The organism is Bradyrhizobium sp. WSM4872, assembly GCF_055811715.1.
In genome coordinates, this window is sequence record NZ_JBVVPT010000007.1 from 178,038 (window position 1) to 201,817 (window position 23,780).

22 protein-coding genes are annotated in these 23,780 nt (G+C 63.8%); 8 read left to right on the top strand and 14 right to left on the bottom strand.

Features of this window, described 5'->3' with window-relative positions:
* Window positions 1-27 precede the first annotated feature (27 nt).
* From AC0L3C_RS12745 to AC0L3C_RS12775, 7 genes are all read right to left on the bottom strand, one after another.
* Complete coding sequence (locus tag AC0L3C_RS12745) at window positions 28-1,113, bottom strand: branched-chain amino acid ABC transporter permease (protein ID WP_473262311.1); 1,086 nt, start codon at window positions 1,111-1,113, stop codon at window positions 28-30.
* Window positions 1,110-2,120 (bottom strand): branched-chain amino acid ABC transporter permease, encoded by a 1,011-nt coding sequence (locus AC0L3C_RS12750; protein ID WP_027566072.1) that lies wholly within the window; start codon window positions 2,118-2,120, stop codon window positions 1,110-1,112. Before AC0L3C_RS12750 ends, AC0L3C_RS12745 begins: the two co-directional genes overlap by 4 nt.
* Window positions 2,117-2,839 (bottom strand): ABC transporter ATP-binding protein, encoded by a 723-nt coding sequence (locus AC0L3C_RS12755; RefSeq protein WP_473278440.1) that lies wholly within the window; start codon window positions 2,837-2,839, stop codon window positions 2,117-2,119. Before AC0L3C_RS12755 ends, AC0L3C_RS12750 begins: the two co-directional genes overlap by 4 nt.
* A complete protein-coding gene (locus AC0L3C_RS12760) occupies window positions 2,836-3,612 on the bottom strand; it encodes an ABC transporter ATP-binding protein (protein ID WP_473278439.1) in 777 nt (258 codons plus the stop codon). Before AC0L3C_RS12760 ends, AC0L3C_RS12755 begins: the two co-directional genes overlap by 4 nt.
* A gap of 221 nt (window positions 3,613-3,833) precedes the next feature.
* A complete protein-coding gene (locus AC0L3C_RS12765; RefSeq protein ID WP_473278535.1) occupies window positions 3,834-5,000 on the bottom strand; it encodes a substrate-binding domain-containing protein in 1,167 nt (388 codons plus the stop codon).
* A 237-nt stretch (window positions 5,001-5,237) separates the two neighbouring features.
* Window positions 5,238-6,974, bottom strand: coding sequence for a putative bifunctional diguanylate cyclase/phosphodiesterase (locus AC0L3C_RS12770; RefSeq protein WP_473262303.1), 1,737 nt, complete (start codon window positions 6,972-6,974; stop codon window positions 5,238-5,240).
* A gap of 208 nt (window positions 6,975-7,182) precedes the next feature.
* Window positions 7,183-8,148 (bottom strand): sensor histidine kinase, encoded by a 966-nt coding sequence (locus tag AC0L3C_RS12775; protein WP_473262532.1) that lies wholly within the window; start codon window positions 8,146-8,148, stop codon window positions 7,183-7,185.
* A 195-nt stretch (window positions 8,149-8,343) separates the two neighbouring features.
* On the opposite strand from AC0L3C_RS12775, the gene AC0L3C_RS12780 reads away from it, so the two are divergent.
* Window positions 8,344-9,183, top strand: coding sequence for an SDR family NAD(P)-dependent oxidoreductase (locus tag AC0L3C_RS12780; protein WP_473262300.1), 840 nt, complete (start codon window positions 8,344-8,346; stop codon window positions 9,181-9,183).
* 140 nt (window positions 9,184-9,323) lie between these two features.
* On the opposite strand, the gene AC0L3C_RS12785 is transcribed toward AC0L3C_RS12780, so the two are convergent.
* Both AC0L3C_RS12785 and AC0L3C_RS12790 read right to left on the bottom strand, forming a co-directional pair.
* Complete coding sequence (locus tag AC0L3C_RS12785) at window positions 9,324-10,700, bottom strand: cytochrome P450 (RefSeq protein ID WP_473408139.1); 1,377 nt, start codon at window positions 10,698-10,700, stop codon at window positions 9,324-9,326.
* Window positions 10,701-10,937: 237 nt separating this feature from the next.
* Window positions 10,938-12,173, bottom strand: a complete 1,236-nt coding sequence (locus AC0L3C_RS12790) for an LLM class flavin-dependent oxidoreductase (RefSeq protein ID WP_473408140.1) — start codon at window positions 12,171-12,173, stop codon at window positions 10,938-10,940.
* Between AC0L3C_RS12790 and AC0L3C_RS12795 the strand changes: the two genes are divergently transcribed.
* Both AC0L3C_RS12795 and AC0L3C_RS12800 read left to right on the top strand, forming a co-directional pair.
* Window positions 12,117-12,461 carry a hypothetical protein gene (locus AC0L3C_RS12795; protein ID WP_473408188.1) on the top strand — a complete coding sequence of 115 codons (345 nt, stop codon included), beginning with the start codon at window positions 12,117-12,119 and terminating at the stop codon, window positions 12,459-12,461. The genes AC0L3C_RS12790 and AC0L3C_RS12795 overlap by 57 nt on opposite strands.
* Before the next feature lie 196 nt (window positions 12,462-12,657).
* Window positions 12,658-13,824: an extracellular catalytic domain type 1 short-chain-length polyhydroxyalkanoate depolymerase gene (locus AC0L3C_RS12800; RefSeq protein WP_473278435.1), complete on the top strand. Its 1,167-nt coding sequence runs from the start codon at window positions 12,658-12,660 to the stop codon at window positions 13,822-13,824.
* A gap of 1 nt (window position 13,825) precedes the next feature.
* Here the strand turns inward: AC0L3C_RS12800 and AC0L3C_RS12805 are convergent, their stop codons facing one another.
* Window positions 13,826-14,128: a hypothetical protein gene (locus AC0L3C_RS12805; protein ID WP_247463976.1), complete on the bottom strand. Its 303-nt coding sequence runs from the start codon at window positions 14,126-14,128 to the stop codon at window positions 13,826-13,828.
* 131 nt (window positions 14,129-14,259) lie between these two features.
* Between AC0L3C_RS12805 and AC0L3C_RS12810 the strand changes: the two genes are divergently transcribed.
* Window positions 14,260-14,640, top strand: coding sequence for a winged helix-turn-helix transcriptional regulator (locus AC0L3C_RS12810; protein WP_473262290.1), 381 nt, complete (start codon window positions 14,260-14,262; stop codon window positions 14,638-14,640).
* Between the two features lie 3 nt (window positions 14,641-14,643).
* Here AC0L3C_RS12810 and AC0L3C_RS12815 read toward each other — a convergent pair whose 3' ends face one another.
* On the bottom strand, window positions 14,644-15,324 hold the full coding sequence (locus AC0L3C_RS12815) for an MBL fold metallo-hydrolase (RefSeq protein ID WP_473278434.1): 681 nt from the start codon (window positions 15,322-15,324) through the stop codon (window positions 14,644-14,646).
* 171 nt (window positions 15,325-15,495) lie between these two features.
* Here AC0L3C_RS12815 and AC0L3C_RS12820 point away from each other — a divergent pair, with 171 nt between their 5' ends.
* Entirely contained in the window at window positions 15,496-17,100 is a 1,605-nt protein-coding gene (locus tag AC0L3C_RS12820) for an alpha-amylase family glycosyl hydrolase (protein ID WP_473408141.1), read from the top strand.
* 156 nt (window positions 17,101-17,256) lie between these two features.
* On the opposite strand, the gene AC0L3C_RS12825 is transcribed toward AC0L3C_RS12820, so the two are convergent.
* Complete coding sequence (locus AC0L3C_RS12825; protein ID WP_473278432.1) at window positions 17,257-18,954, bottom strand: alpha-amylase family protein; 1,698 nt, start codon at window positions 18,952-18,954, stop codon at window positions 17,257-17,259.
* A gap of 242 nt (window positions 18,955-19,196) precedes the next feature.
* Between AC0L3C_RS12825 and AC0L3C_RS12830 the strand changes: the two genes are divergently transcribed.
* The gene (locus AC0L3C_RS12830) at window positions 19,197-19,685 is read left to right on the top strand and encodes an MmcB family DNA repair protein (protein ID WP_473408142.1); all 489 of its coding nucleotides are present in this window, start codon (window positions 19,197-19,199) and stop codon (window positions 19,683-19,685) included.
* Window positions 19,686-19,838: 153 nt separating this feature from the next.
* Here the strand turns inward: AC0L3C_RS12830 and AC0L3C_RS12835 are convergent, their stop codons facing one another.
* A complete protein-coding gene (locus AC0L3C_RS12835; protein WP_007598178.1) occupies window positions 19,839-20,393 on the bottom strand; it encodes an ActR/PrrA/RegA family redox response regulator transcription factor in 555 nt (184 codons plus the stop codon).
* Between the two features lie 102 nt (window positions 20,394-20,495).
* The gene (locus AC0L3C_RS12840; RefSeq protein ID WP_473408186.1) at window positions 20,496-21,806 is read right to left on the bottom strand and encodes an ActS/PrrB/RegB family redox-sensitive histidine kinase; all 1,311 of its coding nucleotides are present in this window, start codon (window positions 21,804-21,806) and stop codon (window positions 20,496-20,498) included.
* A 105-nt stretch (window positions 21,807-21,911) separates the two neighbouring features.
* Between AC0L3C_RS12840 and AC0L3C_RS12845 the strand changes: the two genes are divergently transcribed.
* Window positions 21,912-22,715 carry an ABC transporter ATP-binding protein gene (locus AC0L3C_RS12845; RefSeq protein ID WP_473408143.1) on the top strand — a complete coding sequence of 268 codons (804 nt, stop codon included), beginning with the start codon at window positions 21,912-21,914 and terminating at the stop codon, window positions 22,713-22,715.
* 132 nt (window positions 22,716-22,847) lie between these two features.
* The gene (locus AC0L3C_RS12850) at window positions 22,848-23,666 is read left to right on the top strand and encodes an ABC transporter permease (RefSeq protein WP_027514590.1); all 819 of its coding nucleotides are present in this window, start codon (window positions 22,848-22,850) and stop codon (window positions 23,664-23,666) included.
* The last annotated feature ends 114 nt before the right edge of the window (window positions 23,667-23,780 follow it).

Genomic DNA, 23,780 nt, shown 5'->3' on the forward strand with positions numbered 1-23,780 from the left:
CTGCCGCGCTGCATCATGAATCGCGTGTTAATGCGAGCTGCCCGCGCTCTTGTCGCCGCCGAGATTGCGCAGCCGCCCGACCACGCCGGTCGGAAAGAAGTAGACGCTGGCGATGAAGAGCAGCCCGAGCCACAGCAGCCAGCGGTCGGGATGTAACAGCCCCGGCAGCAGCGGCAGACCGGCTTCCGAAGCCGCCTTGGAGGCGACGCCCATCAGCGCCTGCAGATAGTTCTGGGCGAGGATGAAGATGGTGGCGCCAATGATCGCGCCGTAGATCGTGCCCATGCCGCCGATCACGACCATCAGGAGAATGTCCAGCATGATCGAGAAGCTGAGCGAGGTATCGGGGCCGGCATAGCGCAGCCACAGTGCATTGAGAATGCCGGCGCCGGCGGCGACCAGTGCGGCGATGCAGTTGGCGTAGCTCAGGTGGAAGACGGTGCGGAAGCCGAGCGCCTCGGCGCGGAAGCGGTTTTCGCGGATCGCCTGCAGCACGCGCCCGAACGGCGAGTTCACCACCCGCAGCAAAGCGAGGATCATCAGGGCAGAGACGGCGAACACCAGATAGTAGGTCAGGATGCGGCCGTTGAGCTCGAATCCGAGCACGTTCCTGGAGATCAGCACCGTGCCGGGCCTGAGCAGCTCCGGCAGCTGAAAGCTGCGCCCGTCTTCGCCGCCGGTCAGCCAGGACAGCTGCGAGGCCAGCACCTGGAAGGCGGATGCGACCGCGAGCGTGATCATGGCAAAGAAGATCGCGGCCACCCGCAGCGAGAACAGTCCGATCGCAAGCGCAAGCAGCGCAGCAAGCGGCAGGCCGACCACGATGCCGGTTGCAACCGCACCCCAATTCGGGCCCATCCCGTACAGCGCGATCGCGATCGCGTAGCTGCCGATCCCGTAGAACATGGTGTGTGCGAACGAAACCGAGCCGGTATAGCCGAGCAGCAAATCGTAGGAAGCTACCAGCGCGGCGAAGACGCAGATCTTGGCTGCGACGTTCAGCGCCTTCGCCCCGGGGAACAGGAACGGCGTCGCCAGCAGCGCCAGGATGATGAGGACGAGAATGAGCGTGAGCACGCGGCTGCGCGGCGGGTCGCCTGACAGGATCATCATCGGCTGGTCACCGCATAGAGGCCGCGCGGCCGCCACATCAGAATGGCGACCATCAGCAGGATATTGGAGACGAGGGCGAGCTTCGGCACCAGGAAGCCGCCGTAATTGGCAATCATCGCCACCAGGATCGCGCCGATGAAGCAGCCGCCGATCGAGCCTAGGCCGCCGATGATGACGACGATGAAGATCAGGACGGTGAGGTCGTCGCTCATGGAGGCGTGAACCTGCTCGCGATACAGCGCCCACATCACGCCGCCGAGGCCGGCCAGCGCCGATCCCGTCATGAACACGCCGAGGAACAGGCGGCGGATGCGATAGCCGAGCGCCTCGACCATCTCGCGATTCTCGACGCCGGCGCGGATCAGAAGCCCGAGCTTGGTCCGGTTGAGCACGAGCTGGATCGCGATGAAGACGGCGAGGCCGATCAGCGTCGCCAGCACGCGGTATTTCGCGATCGCGACATCGCCGAGGATGAAGGAGCCGCGCAGTGACGTCGGCAGCGGCGTCGGAATGATCTGCGGCCCCCACACCGCATAGAGCGTCTGCTCGGCGACGATCAGGCCGCCCGTCGTCATCAGGATTTGCTTCAGATGCTGGCCGTAGACAGGCAGGATCAGTACCCGCTCGACGATGAGGCCGAGCGCGCCGGAGACCGCCATCGACAGCAGTGCCGCCGGCGCCAGCACCGCGAGGTTGATCCACAGCGAATCCGCCTGGAGGGAGGCCGCGAACGGGGCCAGCACCAGGGTCGCGACATAGGCCCCGACCGCGATGAAGGCGCCATGGCCGAAATTGAGCACGTCCATCAGGCCGAACACGAGCGTGAGGCCGGAGGCCATGATGAAGATCATCATGCCCATCGCGAGGCTCGCGGCCGTCAGCGTCAGCCAGGTGCTGGGCGAGCCGATCAGCGGGATCATCACCAGGGCGACCGCGATCGGTAGCAGGATCGGCGCGATGTCACGCTTCGGCTTCGGCAGCGGATCGGTTGCGGCGAGCTCGGTCATTGATGCGTCTCCAGGCTGAGGCCGAGCAGCCGCTCCTGCAGCGGCACGTCGGAGGCCAAGGCCGCCATCTCGCCGCGATGGACGATGGTGCCGTTGTCCATCACCAGCACGTCGTCGCCGAGCTCGCGGGCGGCAAAGAAATTCTGCTCGACCAGAAGGATCGTGGCGCCCTTGCGCTTGATCTCCTTCAGGCACTCGATCAGCGCCATCACGATCGCCGGAGCCAGTCCCTTGGTCGGCTCGTCAATCAGCAGGAGCTTGCGCGGTTCGATAATGGCGCGGGCAATCGACAGCATCTGCTTCTGCCCGCCCGAGAGACTTCCAGCGCGCGACAGCCAGAACCGGCGCAGCGCCGGAAAGAAGCCAAAGATCCAGTCGAGCTGGGCGTCGTCGAGCGGCCCGTCGCGCGCCGCCAGCACCAGGTTTTCCTTCACCGTGAGGTCGGAGAACACCGCCATGCTCTCCGGCACGTAGCCGACACCGAGCCGCGCGATGTCGGGCGTCGTACGGCTCTCGATGCGCTCGCCGGCAAGGCTGATCTCGCCGGAGGAGGCCTGCCAGAGGCCCATGATCGTGCGCAACGTCGTGGTCTTGCCGGCGCCGTTGCGGCCGAGCAGCATCGTGGTCTGCCCCTGCGCGACAGCGAGATCGATGCCCTGGAGGATGTGATAGCGGCCGATATGGGTGTGCACCCCGGAGAGCTTCAACAGATCGGTCATGCTGCGCTCCCTCCAACTTTATTCGGCGCGACGCCGAGATAGGCTTCCTGCACGATCGGCGACGCGATCACTTCGGCCGGCGGGCCGTCCGCAACAAGTTGGCCGTTATGCAGCACGATGATGCGGTCGGCGAGCGATCGCACCACGTCCATCTTGTGCTCGACGAGCAGAATGATCCTGCTCTTGTCCTGCTTGAGCTGCGCGATCAGGTTCAGCACGACCGGCACCTCGTCGATGCTCATGCCTGCGGTCGGCTCGTCGAACATGAAGACCTTTGGCTCGAGCGCCATCATCAGCGCGACCTCGAGCTTGCGCTGATCGCCATGCGACAGTGCGGTCGCGGCGACGCCACGGCGGCCGCCGAGCGCGACCTGATCCAGGATAGCATCGGCGCGGGCGATCAGATCGCGGCGGACCATCCAGGGCCGCAGCATATCGTAGTGAGTGCCGTCGGCGGCCTGCACGGCGAGCCGGACGTTTTCCTCCACCGACAGATTCGGAAAGAGGTTGGTGAGCTGGAAGGCGCGCCCCAGGCCTGCGCGCGTACGCATCGGCGCGGAATGCTGGGTGATGTCGGTGCCGTCGAACAGGATGCTGCCGCTCGATGCGCGGAGCTGACCGGAGATCAGGTTGAAATAAGTGGTCTTGCCGGCGCCGTTCGGACCGACGATCGCGGTAAGTTCGCCCGGGCGGAAGCTGCAGGTGACACTGTTGACCGCGACATGGCCGCCGAAGCGGATGGTGAGGTCGCGGGTTTCGAGGGTCAGCGTCATGGACGATCTGGCAAATGATGAAATGAGATGTATCAGCGGCCGCGCTGCGCCCCCTCCCCCGCTTGCGGGGGAGGCACAGGCGGCCTTCGGCCGCCGTTCTTGAAAGAACGCCGATGCGGAGCATCGGCTATGGGAGAGGGTGTCTCGGCAATCGAGAACCCCAAGAGGATAGAGCCCTCTCCCGGCCTCTCCCGCAAGCGGGAGAGGTGAAGTCAAAAAACTCAGCGCTTGTTCTTGATCGGAACGTCCATGTCCTCGATCTTCAGCTCGCGCACCGGCTCGAGCACGGCCCAGGCGACATTCGGATCGACCTTGACCTTGAAGTGATACATGCTCTGGAGCGCCTGATGGTCTTCCTTGCGGAACATCATCTTGCCCTTCGGCGTGTCGAACTCCAGGCCTTCCATCGCGCTGATCAGCTTCTCGGTGTCGGTCGACTTCGCCTTGGTGACGGCGGCGACGACGGACATCGCGGCGGCGAAGCCGCCCGCGGTGAAGAAGTCCGGCGGTGCGTTGAAGCGCTTCTGGTGCTCGGCGACGAGCCAGTCATTTACCGGGTTCTTCGGGATCGCGTAGAAATAATAGGTCGCGCCTTCCATGCCGGGCAGGCCCTTATAGGCGGCGAGCGCCGGCAGGATGTTGCCGCCGGTGGACAGCTCGATGCCGTAGCGCTTCGGATCCATGTCCTGGAGTTTCGCCAGCGGATTGCCGGCGCCGGCCCAGATTACCCAGATCACCTTGCGGCCCGGCTTGTCCTTCAGCGCGTCGAACAGGCGCTGGCCGACCGCGGTGAAGTCGGTGGTCGAAGTCGGGGCATATTCTTCGGCGGCGAGGGTCGCGCCGGTCTTGCCGAGCGCCTCCTTGAAGGCTGCGACGCCGTCGCGCCCGAAGGCGTAGTCCTGCGCCAGCGTCGCGACGGTGACGCCCTGCTTGCCGATCGCGACCGCGTTCGAGATCGCGTCCTGCGACGAGTTGCGCGCCGTGCGGAAGATGTAGCGATTCCACTTCTCGCCGGTAATCTGATCCGCGACCGCGGGCTCCACGATTAGGATCTTCTTGTTCTCCTCGGCGACCGGCAGGATCGCGAGTGCGGCGGCCGACGAGGTCGTACCGATCGCGATGTCGACCTTGTCGTCCTGATAGGCTTCCGCGAGCGCGGCCTTGGAGAGATCCGGCTTGCCCTGGTCGTCCTTGGTGATGACGACGATCTTGCGCCCGTCGAGCGTCATGGTGCCCTTGGTGGCGTATTCAAAACCCATCTGCAGGCCGGTCTCGGTCTGCTTGGCATAGGCTTCGAGCGGACCGGTCTTGCCATAGATCAGCGCGACCTTGAGATCGTCGGCCTGTGCGGAGGTGCCCGCGGCGAGGGCGAGGATGGTGGTTGCCATGACGAGTGATCGACGCACGGTGGTCCCTCCTGATGAAATGCTTTGGCCATAGCGATTTGCACAACCACGCAGACATTGCAATTCCACCTTCCGGCGAACCACGGGAACGGCGTGTGTGATACTGTCTCGGTCCGGCCGCGCCGGATCGCTTCCGCCGAGGAAATCGGCAGAAGCGATTGTCGACCTCACCCGTGGAACGGGTTGCTCAAGCTCTGAAAAGGAACGATCAGGCCCGGGTTACCGCCGGTATCCGTTCGCGCGGGAATAGCCCTGCCGGTTCTGTTGCGTCGCGCGGTTTGTGACGCTGGCGCGTGCTTCGCTGGAGATGGGCGTTGCGAGCTTCAGCTCCTCCAGGAAGATCGGCCGGGAGAAATAATAGCCCTGGGCGTAGCGGATCTTGGTCGCAGCCTGGAGGTAGGCGAGCTCCTCGTAGGATTCGATGCCTTCGGCAATCACGGTCATGCCGAGCGCCTCGCTCAGGGATTCGATTGCGCGCAGGATTCCCTGGTTGCGTGGACGCTTATGGATATCGGTGATGAAGGAGCGGTCGATCTTGATCTCGTCCGCGGTGATGTCGGCGAGCGCCGAGAGCGAGGAATAGCCGGTACCGAAATCGTCGATCGAGATGGCGACGCCGAGCTTGCGGAACATCGGCAGGATCTCGGCCTGGAAATGATTCTTGGCGACGAAGGCGTCTTCCGTCACCTCGATCATGAAGCGCTGCGGAAAACCGGTGTGGTCGAGCGCCTGGGCAAAGCTGCGCATGAATTCGGGGTTGCCGGCCTGCTTGGCCGCGACGTTGATGCTGATGGTCGCTTCCGCACCGAATGTCTCGTTGATCAGGTCGATCGACTTGACGATCTCGGCGAGCACGAGATGGGTCAGCTCGTCGATCAGCCCGAGTTCGGTGGCGAGATTGATGAACGAGCCCGGCGCCTGGATCACGCCCTCGTCGTCGCGCAGCCGCACCAGGGCCTCGATGCCCTTCACCTCCTGCGTGCGAATGTCGACCTTGGACTGGAAGGCGCAGCAGAAGCGTTTCTCGAGGATGGCCTGCCGCAGCGACTGCTCGATCTTCATCCGGGCCAGCGCCTCGCGCTCCATGCTGGAATCGAAGAAGGCCGCCGATCCCTTGCCGTCATTCTTGATGCGGTACATCGCGATGTCGGCATTCTGGCGCAGTGTCTCGAAGCTGCTTCCGTGCTCGGGGTAGAGGCTGATGCCGACCGAGGTTGAGGCGAACACTTCCGAATTGTCGATGAAGAACGGCGCCGTCAGCCGTTCCAGGGTCGACTGCATGAATTCGGCGACTTCCTCCTGGTTCTGGATCGGCGACAGCAGCAGCAGGAATTCGTCGCCGGAGATGCGCGACAGCATGTCCGAATCGCGCAAGCCGCGTCCAAGCCGCTTCGACAGCTCGACCAGCAGGGCATCGCCCACGGTGTGACCGTAATAGTCGTTGATGTGCTTGAAATTGTCGACGTCGAGAAAGGCGAGCGCAAAGCGCTCGCCGGCGAGCCCCTGCGCGAGCAGGCTGGCGGCGCGATGCTCGATCACGCGCCGCGAGGGCAGGCCGGTCAGCTCGTCGAAATAGGCCGAGCGGAACAGCTGGTCCTCGAAATTCTTCTGCTCCGTGATGTCGGAGGAGGCCGAGATCAGCAGCTCGCGTCCGTCGAGACGGATCGGACGATGGGTGGTCAGCAGCACCTGGCGTGCGGCTCCGTCGTGGAGCGCTTCCTCGGCGACGACCGCCTGGCCGGAGCTCAGGGCCTGCCGGCAGGCTTCGAGGCGCGACGCGAGATCGCGCGAGGGGCGGCTGCCGTCAATGCCCAGCTGGGCGGCCGCGACATCGTTGACCAGGAGAAGTTCGCCTTGCGCGTCCTGCACAGTCAGGCCGGCAGGCAGCATTCTAACGATTTCCTTGAGGAATCCGAGTTCGGCTTCGCTCGCGCCGGAATATTTGTTGTCGTTCATAGAAGTCATGAATCTTGTTGTTTCAGCGCGCTTTTGCAATGGCCGCGATCTTGCGCGGTTCCCTCTTAAGTTTGGTTAAGGGGTCCGGAGAATTACGGTGGTGTTTTGCGGCGATGCGACGCGCGCAGCCCATCGTCATTAACAGGGCGTCAACGCGTCCGGCGAAACCGCGAACGACGCGCGTGAGCGGGTTTCGTTTGCGCCGCGTCTAACCGTCCTTGGGGATACGGCATTGCATGGTGCAATGAAGTCCGGTCCTGAGATAGGAGACCTCCGTCTTGCCGTCGAAGGCCGACAGCGCCGACTTCAACAGCTTGGTGCCGAACCCGGGCTCGGAGATCTTGTCGACACTCGGGCCCTCGGTTTCATCCCAGGTCACGGTCAGGCGGTCGTCGCTGACGGTCCATGACACCTGCAACAATCCTCGCGGCGCGGAAAACGCGCCATATTTGCCCGCGTTAGTGGCGAGCTCGTGAAACATCAGGGACAGCGTGACCGCAAGCTTTGGCGGCAGGAACAGCCGGTCGCCGTTGAGCGTGAAGCGGACATGGCCATAAGGGCCGAGTTCGGAGATCAGGAGGTCGCGAATGTCGCAGCCGCCCTTGTCGATCCGCGAGATCAAATCGTCGGTCGCTGCAAGCGATCGCAGCCGCGGATCGATCCGGGCCCAGATTTGCGGCTGATCGTGCAGCACCTGATGCAGCACGGCATGCACCGTCGACAGCTTGTTCTTCAGCCGGTGCTGGAGCTCGTCGACCAGCAGCTTGCGGTAGTCTTCTTCCTCGATCAGGCGTCTGGAAATCCGGCGCTGCTCGACGAGGAGCGAGCGATAGTGCTCGACGCCCCAGATCGTGAGCGCGCAGACCGCCCAATAGAGTGCCAGCAGCGCGAATCGCGCGTTATCGGCAAGCGCATCGCCAAAATTCACGACGACGCCGAGCACACCGCCGACCAGCGCCGTGATGATGCCGATGCGGAAGCCGCCGAACGCGGCCGCAAAGAACACGGCCGGGAAATACGGCGTGAAATAGACGTCGGGCCGCACATGGGCGAGAGCCCAGCGCGCCAGCGTCGCAACCAGCAGGCAGGCAACCGCAAACGCAAGGCTCAGGCCGAGCGATGGCGGTGCCACGCCCTGCCAGCCCTTGCGGAATTCGTCGATCAGCTTCCCCATGCGCAGTCCGGTCGCGATACGCATTCGACAATCGAGCGGTCGCCAGGAATGTTACGCATGTCGCCGGCCCCAAGCAAAGCTTGCCTTGTCGGAAGCCGGCAGGAATAGTGCCTGCTGCGGCGCCGACCGTCGTGGCGCCGTCGTCGATCGGTGTCCGCCATTTGGCGTCAAGGGGTTCGAAAACAGGGACATTCCATGGGCAGGCTGGATGGCAAGGTCGCGGTGATCACGGGCGCGACGAGCGGGATCGGGTTGCGGACTGCTGAAGTCTTCGTTGCCGAAGGTGCCAAAATTGTGATCGCGGGGCGGCGTATACCGGAAGGCGAGGCGCTGGCGAAGCAGCTCGGGGCGAATTGCGTCTACCGCCAGACGGATGTGACGGACGAAGCGCAGATGCAGGCGCTGATCGCGCTCGCCATCGAAAAATTCGGCCGCATCGATTGCCTGTTCAACAATGCCGGCGGCCCGGCGCAGACCGGCGGCATCGAAGGCCTCGAGGTCGAGCGCTTCGACGCGGCGATGGCGACCCTGCTGCGCAGCGTCATGCTCGGCATGAAGCACGCCGCGCCCCACATGAAGAAGCAGGGATTTGGCAGCATCATCAACAATGGCAGCATCGCCGGCCGTCTTGCCGGCTTCTCGTCGTCGATGGTCTATGGTGCGGCCAAGGCGGCGGTGATCCACCTCACCAGATGCGTGGCGATGGAGCTCGGCGAGTCCAACGTCCGCGTCAACTCGATCTCGCCCGGCGCCATCGCGACCGGCATTTTCGGCAAGGCGCTCGGCCTTTCGACCGACGCGGCGGAGAAGACGCCGGCGGTGATGCGCGAGGTCTACAAGACCGCGCAGCCAATCCCGCGCGCCGGCCTTCCCGATGACATCGCCCATGCAGCGGTGTTCCTGGCCAGCGACGAATCCAGCTTCATCAACGGCCATGACCTCGTCATCGACGGCGCAATGACCGGCGGCCGCAACTGGAGCCAGCAGCAGCAGGGCTATGTCGCGTTGCGCAAGGCGTTCGATCAGGGGGCGTAGGAGGTTGGTCTCGTGCCCCGGACGCGGCGCGGCGCGAAGTGCCGCTCCGCAGAGCCGGGGGCCATCTCTCGCACGGAACGTGGCTCACTATTCTGGATCCCGGATCGCGCTTCGCGCGTCCGGGACACGCAAGTGGAGCGCTAAACCGCCTTTACCCGCACCCGCAATCCGTCGCGCGGTTTCGGGATCGGCCACATCTGCCAGTCCGGCTTGTAGCCGTGCTCCAGCGACACCTCGATGTTCTGCAAGAAGTGCCGCGCGAAGCATTTGGCCTGCATGTAGGCGAAGTGCAGGCCGAGGCACATATGCGCGCCGCCGCCGAACGGCACCCAGGCGAAGCGGTGTCGGTTGCGCTGGGCCTCCTCGGTGAAGCGAGAGGGATCGAAGCGGTCCGGCTCCGGCCAGATGTCCTTCATGTGGTGGGTGTAAAGCGGATTGACGCCGATCGCGGTGCCGGCCGGAATCGAAAAACCCTTGAAGGTGAAATCGCGCATGGCGCGGCGCGGCATCGAGGGCACCGGCGGCTTGATCCGCAGCGCTTCCTTGAACGCCATCTCCGACAGCGGCATCTTTTCGAGATCGTCGAAGCTGCTCGGCGCACCAGGGGCGAGTCCCAGCGCCATGACTTCCGCGCGAAGCTTGTCCTGCCAGTCGGGATTTGCCGCGAGCTCGCCGATGAACGACGTCAGCGACGAGGTCAGCGTGTCGTGCGCCGCCATCATCAGGAAGCTCATGTGGTCGATGATGTCCTGTTCCGACAGTAGCGCGCCGTCCTCGTGGGTTGCGCGGCAGAGCTGCGAGAACAGGTCATCGCCGCCGTGATTGCCGCGTCGCAGCGGAATCTGCTCGCGGAAATAAGCGACGATGCGCTTGCGCCCCCTGACGCCCGCCGCCATTTGCGTGCCGGGCAGGGGCCGGCGGATCGGGGCGACGGCGGCGGCGACCATGTCGACGAAGGCGCGGTTGATCTCGTCGACCTCCGGCCCGATATCGGCGCCGAGAAAGGATGCGGCGGCGAGATCGAGCGTGAGCTGCTTCATCGCCGGATAAAGCTGCATCTCGCCGGGTTTCGCCCTCCACTGCGCGACGCGGGCGGCGATGCCGCGGTCGAGATCGCTCAGATACGACTTCATCGGGCCGGACTTGAATGCGACCGACAGCGCCTTGCGGTGCAGCCGGTGCTCCTCGAAATCCAGCAGCATCAATCCGCGCGGAAACAACAGGCCGAGCACCTTGTTCCAGCCATGGGTGGAGGAGAACAGCTTTTGCTGGTCGAACAGCACGAGCTCGTTGGCTTCGGGGCCGAGCAGCACGACATTGGTCTCGCCGAAGAAATGCGTGCGATAGACCAGGCCGTACTTGGCGCCGTTCGACTCGATGTGTCCCTTGGGATCGGCGAGCACCTGAAAGGTCTTGCCGATGATCGGCCAGCCTTCGTCGCCGGGGATATGTGTCAGCTCGTTGCGCTTGGGCGGAGTGAAGCCGAGCGCAGGCGCGGCTACATTCTGCATCGACATGACGGTCGCTCCGGTTGGCTGGACCCAACATAACACAATCCCGGTCCGCTGATGCGCCGGTGCTTCGCTGCGGCCATCCTTCGAGACGCCCGCCTCTGGCGGGCCCTCAGGATGAGGACAGCGTTGTGCGGCAGCAGTTTCAACGGACTCCGATGCCGCTTAGCCTCATCCTGAGGAGACCGCGGAGGGGTCGTCTCGAAGGACGAGGCGTTCGCCGGGGGCCGGCGGGCCGTGAACTTATCGCTTCGCCGCTTCCTTCTGCAAATCCGGCGCGTTGACGGCCGGAATCGCAACGCGGCCGGCGCCGGTCACCTTCAACGCCTCGGCGGCCTTCTCGTTTTCCATGATCTTGGCCATCACGGCCTGTCCCGCACGCTCGAAGATCGCGCGGTTTTCGATCACGAATTTTTGCGACTTGCGCAAGCCGTCGATGTAGCCGTTGATCTCCGGCACGACATAGCGCGCGACCATGTCCCAGCTCCGACGCGTGTTCTCCGGATTGGCCCAATCGTGCACGAAGCCGATGACGGCGCCGACGCCACCGGAGACCTGCATCACGTTCTTGATCATCTTGACGAGATCGTCGGGCGTGCCGATGACGGAGGCCGCGCCCTCGACGAAGGCGGTCTTGTCGACGGCCTCGTCGGGTGAGGCGAACGCGGTGAGCCCGGGCCGTTGCAGCGTGCCGACATTATATTCGTTGTGCCAGCGCATCAGCCCGGCGCCGGCCTCGCGGCGGGCCTGCTCGCGGGTCTCGGCGATGTGCCAGGTCAGCAGCACGCGCCAGTTCGCGCGATCGACTTTGGTGCCGTGCTTTTTCGCCGCGTCTTCGGCGAACTGCCATTGTTGCTGCAGTGACATCAGCCCCTGCGTCGTCATCGAACCCAGCGAGATGATGCCGATGCCGTATTTGCCGGCGAGCGTCATGCCGGAGGGCGAGATCTGCGAGGCCACGACGAACGGCATTTCCTCCTGCAACGGGAGGATCTGCAGCGCGGCGTCGTTCATGGTGAACCAGTCGCTCTTCGCAGTGACGCGCTCGCCGTCGAAGAGGCGGCGGATCACGCCGATCGCTTCGTCCTGGCGGTCGCGCTGCGTCATCGGATCGATGCCGAGCGTATGCGCGTCGGAGGCGAGCGCCCCGGGGCCGGAGCCGAAGATGGCGCGGCCGCCGGTCATGTGGTCGAGCTGCACCATGCGCTGCGCGACGTTGTAGGGATGATGATAGGGCAGCGACACCACGCCGGTGCCGAGCTTGATCCGCTTGGTGCGCTCGCCGGCCGCAGCCAGGAACATCTCCGGCGAGGCGATCATCTCCCAACCGGAGGAATGATGCTCGCCGCACCAGAATTCGTCGTAACCGAGGTTATCTAACTGCTCGACCAGGTCGAGATCGCGCCGGAACTGGAGCATCGGATGCTCCCCGATCGGATGATGCGGGGCAAGGAAGGCTCCGAACTTCAGGCGCGCCATGGCGTTCTCTCCGGCTTACATTTTTTGTTTGTTTGTGGCGCGAAGCTACGTGCTGAAGACAGCGAACGCAATCGCGGGATGTCCCGCGCGGTGGAATGCAGCCATGCGATGGAGCGATCAAACCGTCACAAAGCAGATCGATTCATGGCGCGAGTTGGCGAGCGACGTCCGGGGCACCAAAAACGTCTTCTGGCCGGCCTGCTCGGCTCCACCCTGACTTTGCCGTTCAAGCCCTGCAATCAGCGCGCGCAGGTTTCCTCGTCTCGCTTGCGCTGTTCGCGACATTAATCATGATCTGCGCCGCATTCCTGGCGTGGATGCGCCTGGCATCTGCACGAAGTTGAGGCATTGCGGTTAATACGTGCGGATTTCTGCAGGTTTCCCGTGATTTAGCGCGCCATCGACAGCACACGGTCTTTTTATTTTGCGCTGCAGCAACTATTTGGTTTGGGTGGACGTTGAACGTCGCCTGCCAGGAGCTGCCGTGTCGTTAACCAGAAATGTCGACCTCTTGAGACGTCTGCCAAAGCTGGACGGATTGCGCTTCGCCGAGTTTGGCCGGAGCGCCGATGCGTCCAGTCCGTTGCAGGAGGTTACGGGCTTCGGCGACAACCCCGGCAATCTGCGCCTGTTCGCGTTCGTGCCGCCGCAACTGCAGAAGCCGCGCGCACTCGTCGTCGTCTTGCACGGCTGCGGCCAGACGGCGGCAAGCTACGACCTCGGCGCCGGATGGTCGACGCTCGCCGAGCACTACGGCTTCGCGCTGTTGATGCCCGAGCAGCAGCGCGTCAACAACAGCAACACCTGCTTCAACTGGTTCAATCCGGAAGACACGGCGCGAGACAGCGGCGAGGCGTGTTCGATTCGCGAGATGATCGCGCACATGATCGAAACGCATCGCGTCGATCCCAGGCGCATCTTCATCACGGGCCTGTCGGCCGGCGGCGGCATGACGTCGGTGATGCTCGCGACCTACCCTGAAGTGTTCGCGGCCGGTGCGGTCATCGCGGGACTTCCGTACGGCATCGCGACGAATCTGCGCGAGGCGCTCGACGGCATGTTTCATTCCCCGGAGCGGCCGGCGCGCGAACTTGGCGATCTGGTGCGGCGGGCCTCGAATCATCGCGGGCCCTGGCCGAGGATCTCGGTGTGGCACGGCAGCGCCGATCGCACCGTCAATCCCGGAAATGCCAACGAGATCGTCAAGCAATGGCTCGACTTGCACGATCTGCCCGAGGCGCCGATGGCGGAAACTGACATCGACGGCTATCCGCGCCAGGCCTGGTGGAACAAGGACGGCGAGACGCTCGTCGAGTCCTACGCCATCACCGACATGGCCCACGGCACGCCGCTCGGCCTTGCCGATAACGACCAGCGCTATGGCGTGGAAGGCGCGTTCCTGATCGAGGCCGGCATCTCCTCGTCTTATCACATCGCCAAATTCTTCGGCCTCACCGGCTGGATTCCCGACGCGGCGAAGAAGGCCGAGCCAAAGCCGACGCCGGCCCGCTCGCCCGCGCCGCATCTGGCACGCTCGATCCGCGCCGCGGTCGCCGAAGAGACGGCCGAGCCGAAGCGCGAGGAGGCTCGCGGCTTCGATCTCGGCCAGATCATCACGCGCGCGCTCACGGCCGCGGGATTGATGAAATAATTCAGGCCGTCGCGCCGATCCATTCGATCGGCGTCGCCGTCACCTCGCCGCCGGCGACCTTGCGCGTCATCTCCTGATAGGCCTTGAAGAAGTCGCGCGATTGCAGCGCCTTTTGCGCGGCATCGTCGCTGACGCTGGCGAGATGGAAATAGCTGCCATTGTCGCGGTTCTTCAGGACGCGATACCCGATCCGTCCTTTCAACTCCGGATCGCCGTCGATCGCCTTGATGAAGCGGCCGACCTCCTGGTGCCAGGCCTCCGTCGTGCCGTTCTTGAATTCGTACCGGATCATGAAGTGCTTCATGTGACGCTCCCTGTTCTCGTTGTGCGTCATCATCTGCGTGCTGGGCGCGAACCTGCAAGTATGGACAAAATTGATAGTATGGACTTTTTCGGCGTCGCTCCTATGCTCACCTCCCACATGGAGGAAACGACATGGCCAGGGAAAGGACAAAGCCAGTCCCCGCGCGCAACTGTCCGGTCGCGGCGTTTCAGAAGATGATCAGCGGCAAGTACAAGCTGCGCATCGTCTGGGACCTCAAGGACGGCCCGCGCCGCTACGGCGAGATCAGGAGCGGCCTGTTGCGCGGCACGGAAGGCAGCGCCGAGATCACCCCGCGCGTGCTGAGCCGGGAGTTAAAGGCGCTGACTGAAAGCGGCCTGATCGATCGCAAGGATTTTGGCGAGGTGCCGCCGAAGGTGGAATATCGCCTCACCCGCAAAGGCAAGAGCTTCGTGCCGGTGGTCGCCGCGATCCGCGACTGGGGCGACCGCAATCTGAGTGCGCCCCAAGTGCTGGCGGACGCCGCCGAGTAGGGCCTACATCTCGCCGGTGATGAACGGATTGGTCATCCGCTCCTGGCCGATGCTCGAGCCGGCGCCGTGGCCGCAGATGAAGCCGACATCGTCGCCGAGCGGCAGCAGCTTGGTCTTGATCGAGTCGATCAGGGTCGCGTGACTGCCGCCGGGCAGATCGGTGCGACCGACCGAGCCGGCGAACAGGACGTCGCCGACATGGGCGAAGCGCAGATCCTTGTTGAAGAACACCACGCTGCCGGGCGAGTGGCCGGGGCAATGATAGATCTCGAACTGGAGATCGCCGATCGCCACGCTGTCGCCTTCGTCGAGCCAGCGGTCCGGCTCAAAATTGCGCACCCCCGTCATGCCGAAGCGCGCGCCGCTTTCGACCACGTTGTCGAGCAGGAATTTGTCCGCGACATGCGGGCCCTCGATCGGCACCTTCAGCGCGTCGCGCAGTTCAGCCGCGCCGCCGACGTGGTCGATATGGCCGTGAGTCAGCCAGATCTTCTCCACGGTGACGCCGGTCTGCTTGATGGCGTCCAGGATCTTCGGCACGTCGCCGCCGGGATCGATCACCACGGCCTTCTTGGAAGGCTCGTCCCAGATGATGGTGCAATTCTGCTCGAACAGCGTCACGGGAACGATGATCGCGCCCGCTTTCGCGCCTGCCTCGGCTTGTGTCTCGGTTTGCTCGGTCATGGCGCCACAATGCCGATTTTTGCCATGCCGCCAAGCAAAAGATTTGTCCCGGGGCTCGGGAACAGCCGCGGAGATCGTCACACGGCCGTCCCAATTCGCCTGCTGTTTTGAACCGGGGCGCTCCTTCCGCGTTCTCCCGCGCGACAAGCAGTTTTTGGATGGATTTCCCGTATGACTCAGGGCGGCGAAAATTGGTGGCGCGACGGCATCTTCTATCAGATCTACCCGCGCTCCTTTCAGGATTCAAACGGCGACGGTGTCGGCGATCTCGCCGGCATTTTGCAGCGGCTGCCTTATGTGAAATCGCTCGGCGTCGACGCGATCTGGCTGTCGCCGATCTTCCCCTCGCCGATGGCCGATTTCGGCTACGACATCTCCGACTACACTGGCATCGAGCCGCTGTTCGGCACGATGGCGGATTTCGATGCGCTTCTTGCCGCCGCGCACGACAACGGCCTCAAGCTGATCCTCGACCTCGTGCCGAACCACACCTCGGACCAACATCCCTGGTTCGTCGAGAGCCGTTCCTCGCGCGACAATCCCAAGCGCGACTGGTACATCTGGCGCGACCCGGGCGAGGCTGGCGGCGTGCCGAATAATTGGCTGTCCGAGTTCGGCGGCAGTGCGTGGCAGTTCGACGAGGCGACCGGTCAGTACTACTATCACGCCTTCCTCGCCCAGCAGCCGGACCTCAACTGGCGCAATCCCGATGTCCGCGCGGCGATCTACGACGTGATGCGGTTCTGGCTGGAGAAGGGCGTCGACGGCTTTCGCGTCGACGTGATCTGGCATCTGATCAAGGACGCCGAGTTACGCGACAACCCGCCCAATCCGCATTATGCCGAGGGCCGGCCGCCGAACGAAAAGTTCCTGACGCAATATTCCACCGACCAGCCGGAGGTGCACGACGTCATCGCCGAGATGCGGCGCGTCACGGATGCCTATGATGCCCGCGTCCTGATCGGCGAGATCTATCTGCCGCTGCATCGCCTCATGGCCTATTACGGCAACGATCTCACCGGCGCGCAGATGCCGTTCAATTTCGCACTGCTCTCGACCCTCTGGAGCGCGCGGTCGATCGAGAAGATCGTCGAGGATTACGAGAAGGCGCTGCCGAAGGGCGCCTGGCCGAATTGGGTGCTCGGCAACCACGATCGTCCGCGCGTCGCAAGCCGCGTCGGGCCGGAGCAGGCCCGAATCGCCGCCATGCTGCTGTTGACGCTGCGCGGCACGCCGACGCTCTATTACGGCGACGAGATCGGCATGCATCAGCTCGCGATCGCTCCCGAGTTCGTGCGCGACCCCTTCGAGAAGAACGTACCCGGCATCGGTGTCGGCCGCGACGGCTGTCGCACGCCGATGCAGTGGGATTCGTCTAACTTCGCCGGGTTCTCGGACGTCAGGCCATGGCTGCCGCTGCCGGAGGATCACATCCGCAACAACGTCGTCGATCTCGAGGCCGATTCGCGCTCGATCCTGACGCTCTACAAGCGCCTGATCGCGTTGCGGCAAGGGTGTCCGCCGCTGGTCGCGGGCGATTATCATCCGATCGCGGCACAAGGCGATCTCCTGGTCTATCGCCGTGCGACCGAGGGCAGGGCGGTGATCGTGGTGCTCAATCTCGGCCCCGAGCCGATCGCGGTCACCACCAGCGCGATCAAGTTTGGCAGCGAGATTCTGCTGTCGACATTCCTGGATCGCGAGGGAGAGCGGCTCGAAGGCGTGCTGGATTTGCGCGGCAATGAGGGGGTGGTGGTGATGCCACCGCAGCCTTAGTCGTCGTCCAGGACAAGCGAAGCGCAGATCCAGGACCCATTACCCCAGCGAGTGGTTTGGCGAAGATCGTGGTGAACACTTCCTACGACAACGCGCGATTGGGGTAATGGGTCCTGGCTTTCGCCAGGACGACAACGGAGTGTGTGCTCGCACCGCCTACCCCGGATGCTTGTTGCCCCGCACCGTCTTGTCGATATCACTCCGCTTCAACAGATAGTCCAGCCCACCGACGCGGTACCAGCGATAGCCGTAGGGCTCCAAGACGACGCGGTGCTGGCCGCGCTTGTCGGCGTGGCTGTGGTCTTCCGCGAGCAGATTGATCAGGTGCGCGCCGGCCTCATCAGGCAGCCCAGTCGAGAACGCGATCTCGCGCGGCTTCTCGTCGAGATTGTGCACGAACAGCACGGAATTGTTGCGCCAGTCGTAGCGCATGATGAACACGGCGGGATCGCGCGTCGCGATGATCGAAAAATCGCCCCAGCCGATCTCCGGCACCTCCTTGCGCATGCGGACGATGCGCTCGGTCCAGTTCAGCATCGAGTTGGGATCGCGCCGCTGCTTGGCGACGTTGACGTGCGGATAACCGTAGGGTCCCTCGTCGATGACGGGCAAGGCCGGCTTGTCGCTGGTGGTGAAGCCGCCATGCGGCTCCGTCGACCATTGCATCGGCGTGCGCGCGCAATTGCGTTCCGGCAGCGAAAGATCGTCACCCATTGCGATCTCGTCGCCATAGCGGATCACCGGCGTTCCCGGCAGCGTGCACATCAGGCTGTAGGCGAGCTCGAGCCGCCGGCGGTCGCCACCCAGCATCGGTGCCAGCCGGCGGCGAATGCCACGGTCGTAGAGCTGCATGTCCTTGTCAGGACCGAAGCTCTTGAACACGGTGTCGCGCTGCGCCTTGGTCAATCGCCCGAGATCGAGCTCGTCATGATTGCGCAGGAACAGGCCCCATTGCGCCGAGGCGGGCCGCGGCTTGGTCGCCTTCAGCGCTTTCCCCAGCGGGCGGGAATCGGACGAGGCCAGCGCATAGAACAGATGCTGGTTGACCTGGAAATTGAACATCATATGCATGCGGTCTGCATCGCGGCCGAAATATTCCATGTCCGTTTTTGGCAGCACGTTGGCCTCGGCGAGGATGATGGCATCGCCCTGCCGCCATTGCAGGAATTCACGAAACGTCCGCAGCATGTCGTACTGCTCGGTCGGCTTTTTCACCTTGGCGCCTTTGGTCGCGATGACGAAAGGCACCGCATCCATGCGAAAGCCCGAGACGCCGAGCTGGATCCAGAAGCCCATGATTTTCAAAATCTCGGCCTGCACATGCGGGTTCGAGGTGTTGAGATCGGGCTGGAAATCGTAGAAGCGGTGGAAGTACCAGGCGCCGGCTTCCTTGTCGCGCGTCCAGGTTGATTTCTGAACGCCGGGAAACACCATGCCCTGATTGGCGTTGGCCGGCTTCTTGTCGGACCAGACATACCAGTCGCGGTAGGGCGAATTCCTGTCGCTCCGCGCCGCCTTGAACCAGGGATGCTGGTCGGAGGTGTGGTTGACGACGAGATCGATGATGACGCGAATGCCGCGCTGCTTGCAGCCATGGGTGAACTCGACGAAATCGCCGAGCGTGCCGTAGCGGGCATCGACGCTATAATAATCGGCGACATCGTAGCCATCGTCGCGGCCGGGCGAGGTCTGGAACGGCATCAGCCAGATCGTGGTGATGCCGAGGCCGTGCAGATAATCGAGCCGGCGCAACAGGCCCTTGAAATCGCCGATGCCGTCGCCGTTGGCGTCCATATAGGTGCCGACCGACAGGCAATAGATGATGGCGTTTTTGTACCAGAGATCGTCGATCATGCGCGCGCAGCCTCGGTGGTTCCGCCGAGGTGCGGCGGCTGCGTGATAAGTGTTAAGAGCGAGAGCGGTTCCGTACTCCGCCGTCGTCCTGGACAAGCGAAGCGCAGATCCAGGACCCATTGCCACAGGCCAAAATTTGACGAGGACTGGTGGTTACCAGCTAGTGCACCAACGATCGCTTGGGGTAATGGGTCCTGGCATTCGCCAGGACGACGAGGGAGGAATCGGCTATTCTCCTCGCCATGGAGCATCCCGCCCGCATCGCCATCGTGCCGCCGCCGGACCGCCGTCAATCCGAGACGGCGCTGGCGATCGCGCGCGGCACGGCGCGGTTGCTGCGCTCGCTCGGCTTCACCTGCATCAGCGAATTGCCGCTGCCCTCGGGGCGGCGCGCCGATCTCGTCGCGCTGAACGAGCGCGGCGAGATCTGGATCGTCGAGATCAAATCGTCGGTGGAGGATTTGCGCGCCGATCAGAAATGGCACGAATACCGGGCGCATTGCGACCGGCTGTTCTTCGCCTTCACGCAGGACCTGCCTTGCGAGATCTTTCCGCAAGATACCGGCCTGATCATCGCGGACGCCTATGGCGCGCACCTGCAGTGTGAGGCGCCCGAGCACAAGCTCGCTGCGGCCACGCGCAAGCAGATGACGGTGCGGTTCGCGATGGCGGCGGCATTGCGGATCAACCGGCTGGTCGATCCGCAGGGGCATGCGGAGCTTTGGGAGTAGTCCGGTCTCGTGTCCCGGACGCGCTGCAACGCTTCCGCGTTGCTGCGCAGAGCCGGGACCCAGCAGGCGACGATTCGAGCTGAGACATGGGCCCCGGCTCGGCAGCGCATCACTCCGTGCTGCGCAGCGTCCGGGGCACGGTAGCCGTGACTATCAGCGCGGCGCGCGCTTGGCCAAAATCCGCTGCAGCGTGCGCCGGTGCATGTTGAGGCGCCGCGCCGTCTCCGAGACGTTCCGGTTGCACATCTCGTAAATGCGCTGGATGTGTTCCCAGCGCACACGGTCAGCTGACATCGGGTTCGCCGGCAATTCGGACTTGTCCGAGCCGGTCGACAGCAGCGCCGCGACCACGTCGTCGGCGTCCGCGGGCTTCGAGAGATAATCGACCGCGCCCATCTTCACTGCGGTGACGGCGGTGGCGATGTTGCCATAGCCGGTCAGCACGATCGCGCGGGCGTCGGGGCGCTTCTTCTTCAGCGCCGAGACCACGTCGAGACCGTTGCCATCACCCAGCCGCAGATCGACCACGGCGAATGCGGGAGCGGCCTTGCCGATCTGCGCCAGACCGTCCGAGACGGTGTCGCATGACGTCACCGCAAAACCGCGCGTTTCCATGGCGCGCGACAGCCGCTCCAGGAATGGCTTGTCGTCCTCCACGATCAGCAGCGAGCGGTCGGTCTGTTCATTCAGTTCGGCGATGGCGTTCAAGGTTTGTCCTCTCTCCAACGCGTCTACATATGGCCTCGCAATCGGGCGGTGCCAAGGCCGCCAATGGTCGATCGGCCCCGTTGTGCGACGCAAGGTCGCGGCCTATCCTATTGTTTGTTCGAAGGTCTCGATAGCCTCAAAACGCTCTCTCTGCCACGTGATCTGGACCACTGCGCCATGGTCCGGAAAGGTCCGGTTGGTAAACGAGACCTTGGCGCCGGTGCGCTCCAGCAAGGTGCGCGCGATGAACACGCCGAGCCCGAGACCGCCGCCTTCGTCCTGGCTGCGCCGCCGCGACAGATAGGGCTCGCCGATCCGGTTCAGAATGTCAGGCGGAATGCCGGGACCATCATCGGAAATCACGAGCTCGATCGTGTCCTTGTTCCACCACGCATTCACCTCGACGGTGGTGCGGGCGAAATCGACCGCGTTCTCGACGATGTTGCCGACGCCGTAGAGGATCGCCGGATTGCGCGAGCCGACCGGCTCGGCCACGATGGCGACGGCGATACGCACCTTGATATCGACGCCGAAATCGCGGTGCGGCGCCACCACCTCCTCGATCAGCTCCGACAGCTTCATTCGGTCGAACGGCGCCCCGGTGGAGGAGAGCTGGGTGATCTTGCTCAATATGTCGCGGCAACGCTGCGTCTGCTCGCGCAGGGTCTTCAGGTCGGCGGCAAAATTCGGCTCCTTCACCGTCTTCTCCAGCTCGCGCGAGATCAGGAAGATCGTCGCGAGCGGCGTGCCGAGCTCGTGCGCCGCGGCCGCGGCCAGGCCGTCGAGCTGGGTCAGATGCTGCTCGCGCGTCAGCACCAGCTCGGTCGCGGCCAGTGCGTCGGCGAGCTTGCGTGCCTCTTCGGTGACCTGGAACGAGTAGAGGCTGGTGACGCCGATCGCGAGCGCGATCGAGAGCCAGACGCCGACGAGATAGACCGGCGGCAGCACCAGCGGATCGTCGGAATCCCAGGGCAGCGGCAGATGGAAAAAGAACAGCACCGAGGCGCAGGCGACAGCCAGCACGCCGAGGCCGAAGGTGAAGCGGGCCGGCAGCGCGGTCGCCGAGATCAGCACGGGCGCGAGGAACAGGAACGAGAACGGGTTCTGGAGTCCGCCGGTGAAGAACAAAAGACCGGCCAGCTCCACAATGTTGAGCGCGAGCAGTCCGGCCGCCTGCATCGGCTCCAGCCGCTGCAGCGGATTGGACACGGTCTGGAGCGCCAGATTGAGCGCCGCCGACAGGGCGATGATGCTGACGCAGGGGACGATCTCGACATTGAATTCCAGTCCCTGCGCCACGATGAAGATCGCGGCGAGCTGGCCCAGCACCGCGAGCCAGCGCAGCCGCAGGATCGTATCCAGGCGGATATGCCGCTGCGCGGGGCGAAAGTCGGAAGCGGCAAGTTCGGTCATTTCGGCCAAGGGGGCGGTGCCTTCTCGATCACAAGCGCGCGGCTCACGGAACCACCGGATTACAAGCCTTGCGCTCTCCGCTGCAATAGCAGAAGAACGCCCAGCATGACCGAGAATGACAAGGCTTCAAGCTGGCCGACTGTCGCGGATCGCAGCCTCTCCGCGGCCATCGCGGTCGATCACCTCGTCAAGGTCTACAAGCAGACCCGTGCCGTCGACGACATCTCCTTTTCGCTACCGGGCGGCAGCATCACCGGGCTGCTGGGCGGCAACGGCGCCGGCAAGACCACAACCATCGCGACGATCATGGGCCTGGTGCTGCCGACCTCCGGCCGCGTCCAGGTGCTCGGGCATCGGATGCCGGAGGACAGCGCATCCGTGCTGGGTCGGATGAACTTCGAGAGCCCCTATGTCGACATGCCGATGCGGCTCACGGTGCGTCAGAACCTCGCCGTGTTCGGCAAGCTCTATGCGGTGAAGAACCTTTCCGATCGCATCGCTGAGCTGGCCTGCGACCTCGATCTCACCGAGTTCATCGACCGCGCCAACGGCAAGCTCTCCGCGGGACAAAAGACGCGCGTTGCGCTTGCCAAGGCGCTGATCAACCAGCCCGAGCTGCTGTTGCTGGACGAGCCGACCGCCTCGCTCGATCCTGACACCGCCGACTGGGTCCGGGGTCATCTGGAGCGTTATCGCAAGGCGAACAATGCCACCATCCTGCTGGCCTCGCACAACATGCTCGAGGTCGAGCGGCTCTGCGACCGCGTCATCATCATGAAGCGCGGCCGTATCGAGGACGACGATACGCCCGAAGCCATCATGGCACGCTACAACCGCACCACGCTGGAAGAGGTGTTTCTGGACGTCGCGCGCGGCCGGGTGAACGGCGCGCAGGAGGCGGCACGATGAACGGGCCGGGGGCGCTTCTTTCGGCATTGCGAGCGAAGCGAAGCAATCCAGAATCTCTCCGCGGAAGAATTCTGGATTGCTTCGTCGCAAGGGCTCCTCGCAATGACGGTGCGTGCAGATCCCGGAGCGGCCATGATTGATTCCTCCCTCCACCGCGGCATCTCCCTCCATCGCATCGGCGCGATGATCCTGCGCTATTGGTATCTCCTGCTGTCGTCCTGGCCGCGGCTGCTCGAGCTGCTCTACTGGCCGGCGCTGCAGGTCATCACCTGGGGCTTTCTCCAGCTTTACATCGCGCAGAATGCAAACTTCTTCGCGCGTGCCGGCGGCACCCTGATCGGCGCCGTCATCCTCTGGGACATCCTGTTTCGCGGGCAGCTCGGCTTCTCCATCTCATTCCTGGAAGAGATGTGGGCGCGCAACCTCGGCAATCTCATGATGAGCCCGTTGAAGCCGATCGAGTTTCTGCTGTCGCTGATGATCATGAGCCTGATCAGGCTTGCGATCGGAGTCATCCCGATGACGCTGCTCGCGCTGTTCCTGTTTCACTTCAACGTTTATGCGCTCGGGGTGCCGCTGATCGCGTTCTTCTGCAATCTGATCTTCACGAGCTGGTCGGTCGGCATTTTCGTCTCCGGCCTGGTGCTGCGAAACGGCCTCGGCGCCGAGAGCATCGTCTGGACCTTGATGTTCGGAATCATGCCGCTCGCTTGCGTCTACTATCCCGTCAGCGTGTTGCCGGTCTGGTTGCAATATATCGCCTGGACGCTGCCGCCGACCTATGTGTTCGAAGGGATGCGCGCGCTGTTGATCGAAAACACCTTCAGGACCGATCTGATGCTGAGCGCGTTGGCCATCAACGCGGTGCTGTTAGTTGCATCTTTTGGGGCATTCCTTGCCCTTTTGCGCAGCGCCCGGATGCAGGGCTCGCTGCTGTCAGGCGGCGAATAACGTCACTTTCTCGTGGATTCAGCCCGGTTTGGGCGCCTGGGCCACGTAGATGTACGGAACCATGCATTGACGCAATATTACGCATTCGGCAGTATGCTGCGATGCGAAGAGGAA

Excerpts from the sequence above, each read along its gene's own strand:
- AC0L3C_RS12745 (WP_473262311.1), bottom strand. The coding sequence starts at position 1,113 with ATGATGATCCTGTCAGGCGACCCGCCGCGCAGCCGCGTGCTCACGCTC.
- AC0L3C_RS12815 (WP_473278434.1), bottom strand. The coding sequence starts at position 15,324 with ATGACCGAGCAAACCGAGACACAAGCCGAGGCAGGCGCGAAAGCGGGC.
- AC0L3C_RS12820 (WP_473408141.1), top strand. The coding sequence starts at position 15,496 with ATGACTCAGGGCGGCGAAAATTGGTGGCGCGACGGCATCTTCTATCAG.
- AC0L3C_RS12750 (WP_027566072.1), bottom strand. The coding sequence starts at position 2,120 with ATGACCGAGCTCGCCGCAACCGATCCGCTGCCGAAGCCGAAGCGTGAC.
- AC0L3C_RS12810 (WP_473262290.1), top strand. The coding sequence starts at position 14,260 with ATGGCCAGGGAAAGGACAAAGCCAGTCCCCGCGCGCAACTGTCCGGTC.
- AC0L3C_RS12840 (WP_473408186.1), bottom strand. The coding sequence starts at position 21,806 with ATGACCGAACTTGCCGCTTCCGACTTTCGCCCCGCGCAGCGGCATATC.
- AC0L3C_RS12795 (WP_473408188.1), top strand. The coding sequence starts at position 12,117 with ATGCTCCCCGATCGGATGATGCGGGGCAAGGAAGGCTCCGAACTTCAG.
- AC0L3C_RS12805 (WP_247463976.1), bottom strand. The coding sequence starts at position 14,128 with ATGAAGCACTTCATGATCCGGTACGAATTCAAGAACGGCACGACGGAG.
- AC0L3C_RS12785 (WP_473408139.1), bottom strand. The coding sequence starts at position 10,700 with ATGTCGATGCAGAATGTAGCCGCGCCTGCGCTCGGCTTCACTCCGCCC.
- AC0L3C_RS12850 (WP_027514590.1), top strand. The coding sequence starts at position 22,848 with ATGATTGATTCCTCCCTCCACCGCGGCATCTCCCTCCATCGCATCGGC.
- AC0L3C_RS12790 (WP_473408140.1), bottom strand. The coding sequence starts at position 12,173 with ATGGCGCGCCTGAAGTTCGGAGCCTTCCTTGCCCCGCATCATCCGATC.
- AC0L3C_RS12765 (WP_473278535.1), bottom strand. The coding sequence starts at position 5,000 with ATGGCAACCACCATCCTCGCCCTCGCCGCGGGCACCTCCGCACAGGCC.
- AC0L3C_RS12755 (WP_473278440.1), bottom strand. The coding sequence starts at position 2,839 with ATGACCGATCTGTTGAAGCTCTCCGGGGTGCACACCCATATCGGCCGC.
- AC0L3C_RS12770 (WP_473262303.1), bottom strand. The coding sequence starts at position 6,974 with ATGAACGACAACAAATATTCCGGCGCGAGCGAAGCCGAACTCGGATTC.
- AC0L3C_RS12830 (WP_473408142.1), top strand. The coding sequence starts at position 19,197 with ATGGAGCATCCCGCCCGCATCGCCATCGTGCCGCCGCCGGACCGCCGT.
- AC0L3C_RS12845 (WP_473408143.1), top strand. The coding sequence starts at position 21,912 with ATGACCGAGAATGACAAGGCTTCAAGCTGGCCGACTGTCGCGGATCGC.
- AC0L3C_RS12760 (WP_473278439.1), bottom strand. The coding sequence starts at position 3,612 with ATGACGCTGACCCTCGAAACCCGCGACCTCACCATCCGCTTCGGCGGC.
- AC0L3C_RS12825 (WP_473278432.1), bottom strand. The coding sequence starts at position 18,954 with ATGATCGACGATCTCTGGTACAAAAACGCCATCATCTATTGCCTGTCG.
- AC0L3C_RS12775 (WP_473262532.1), bottom strand. The coding sequence starts at position 8,148 with ATGGGGAAGCTGATCGACGAATTCCGCAAGGGCTGGCAGGGCGTGGCA.
- AC0L3C_RS12780 (WP_473262300.1), top strand. The coding sequence starts at position 8,344 with ATGGGCAGGCTGGATGGCAAGGTCGCGGTGATCACGGGCGCGACGAGC.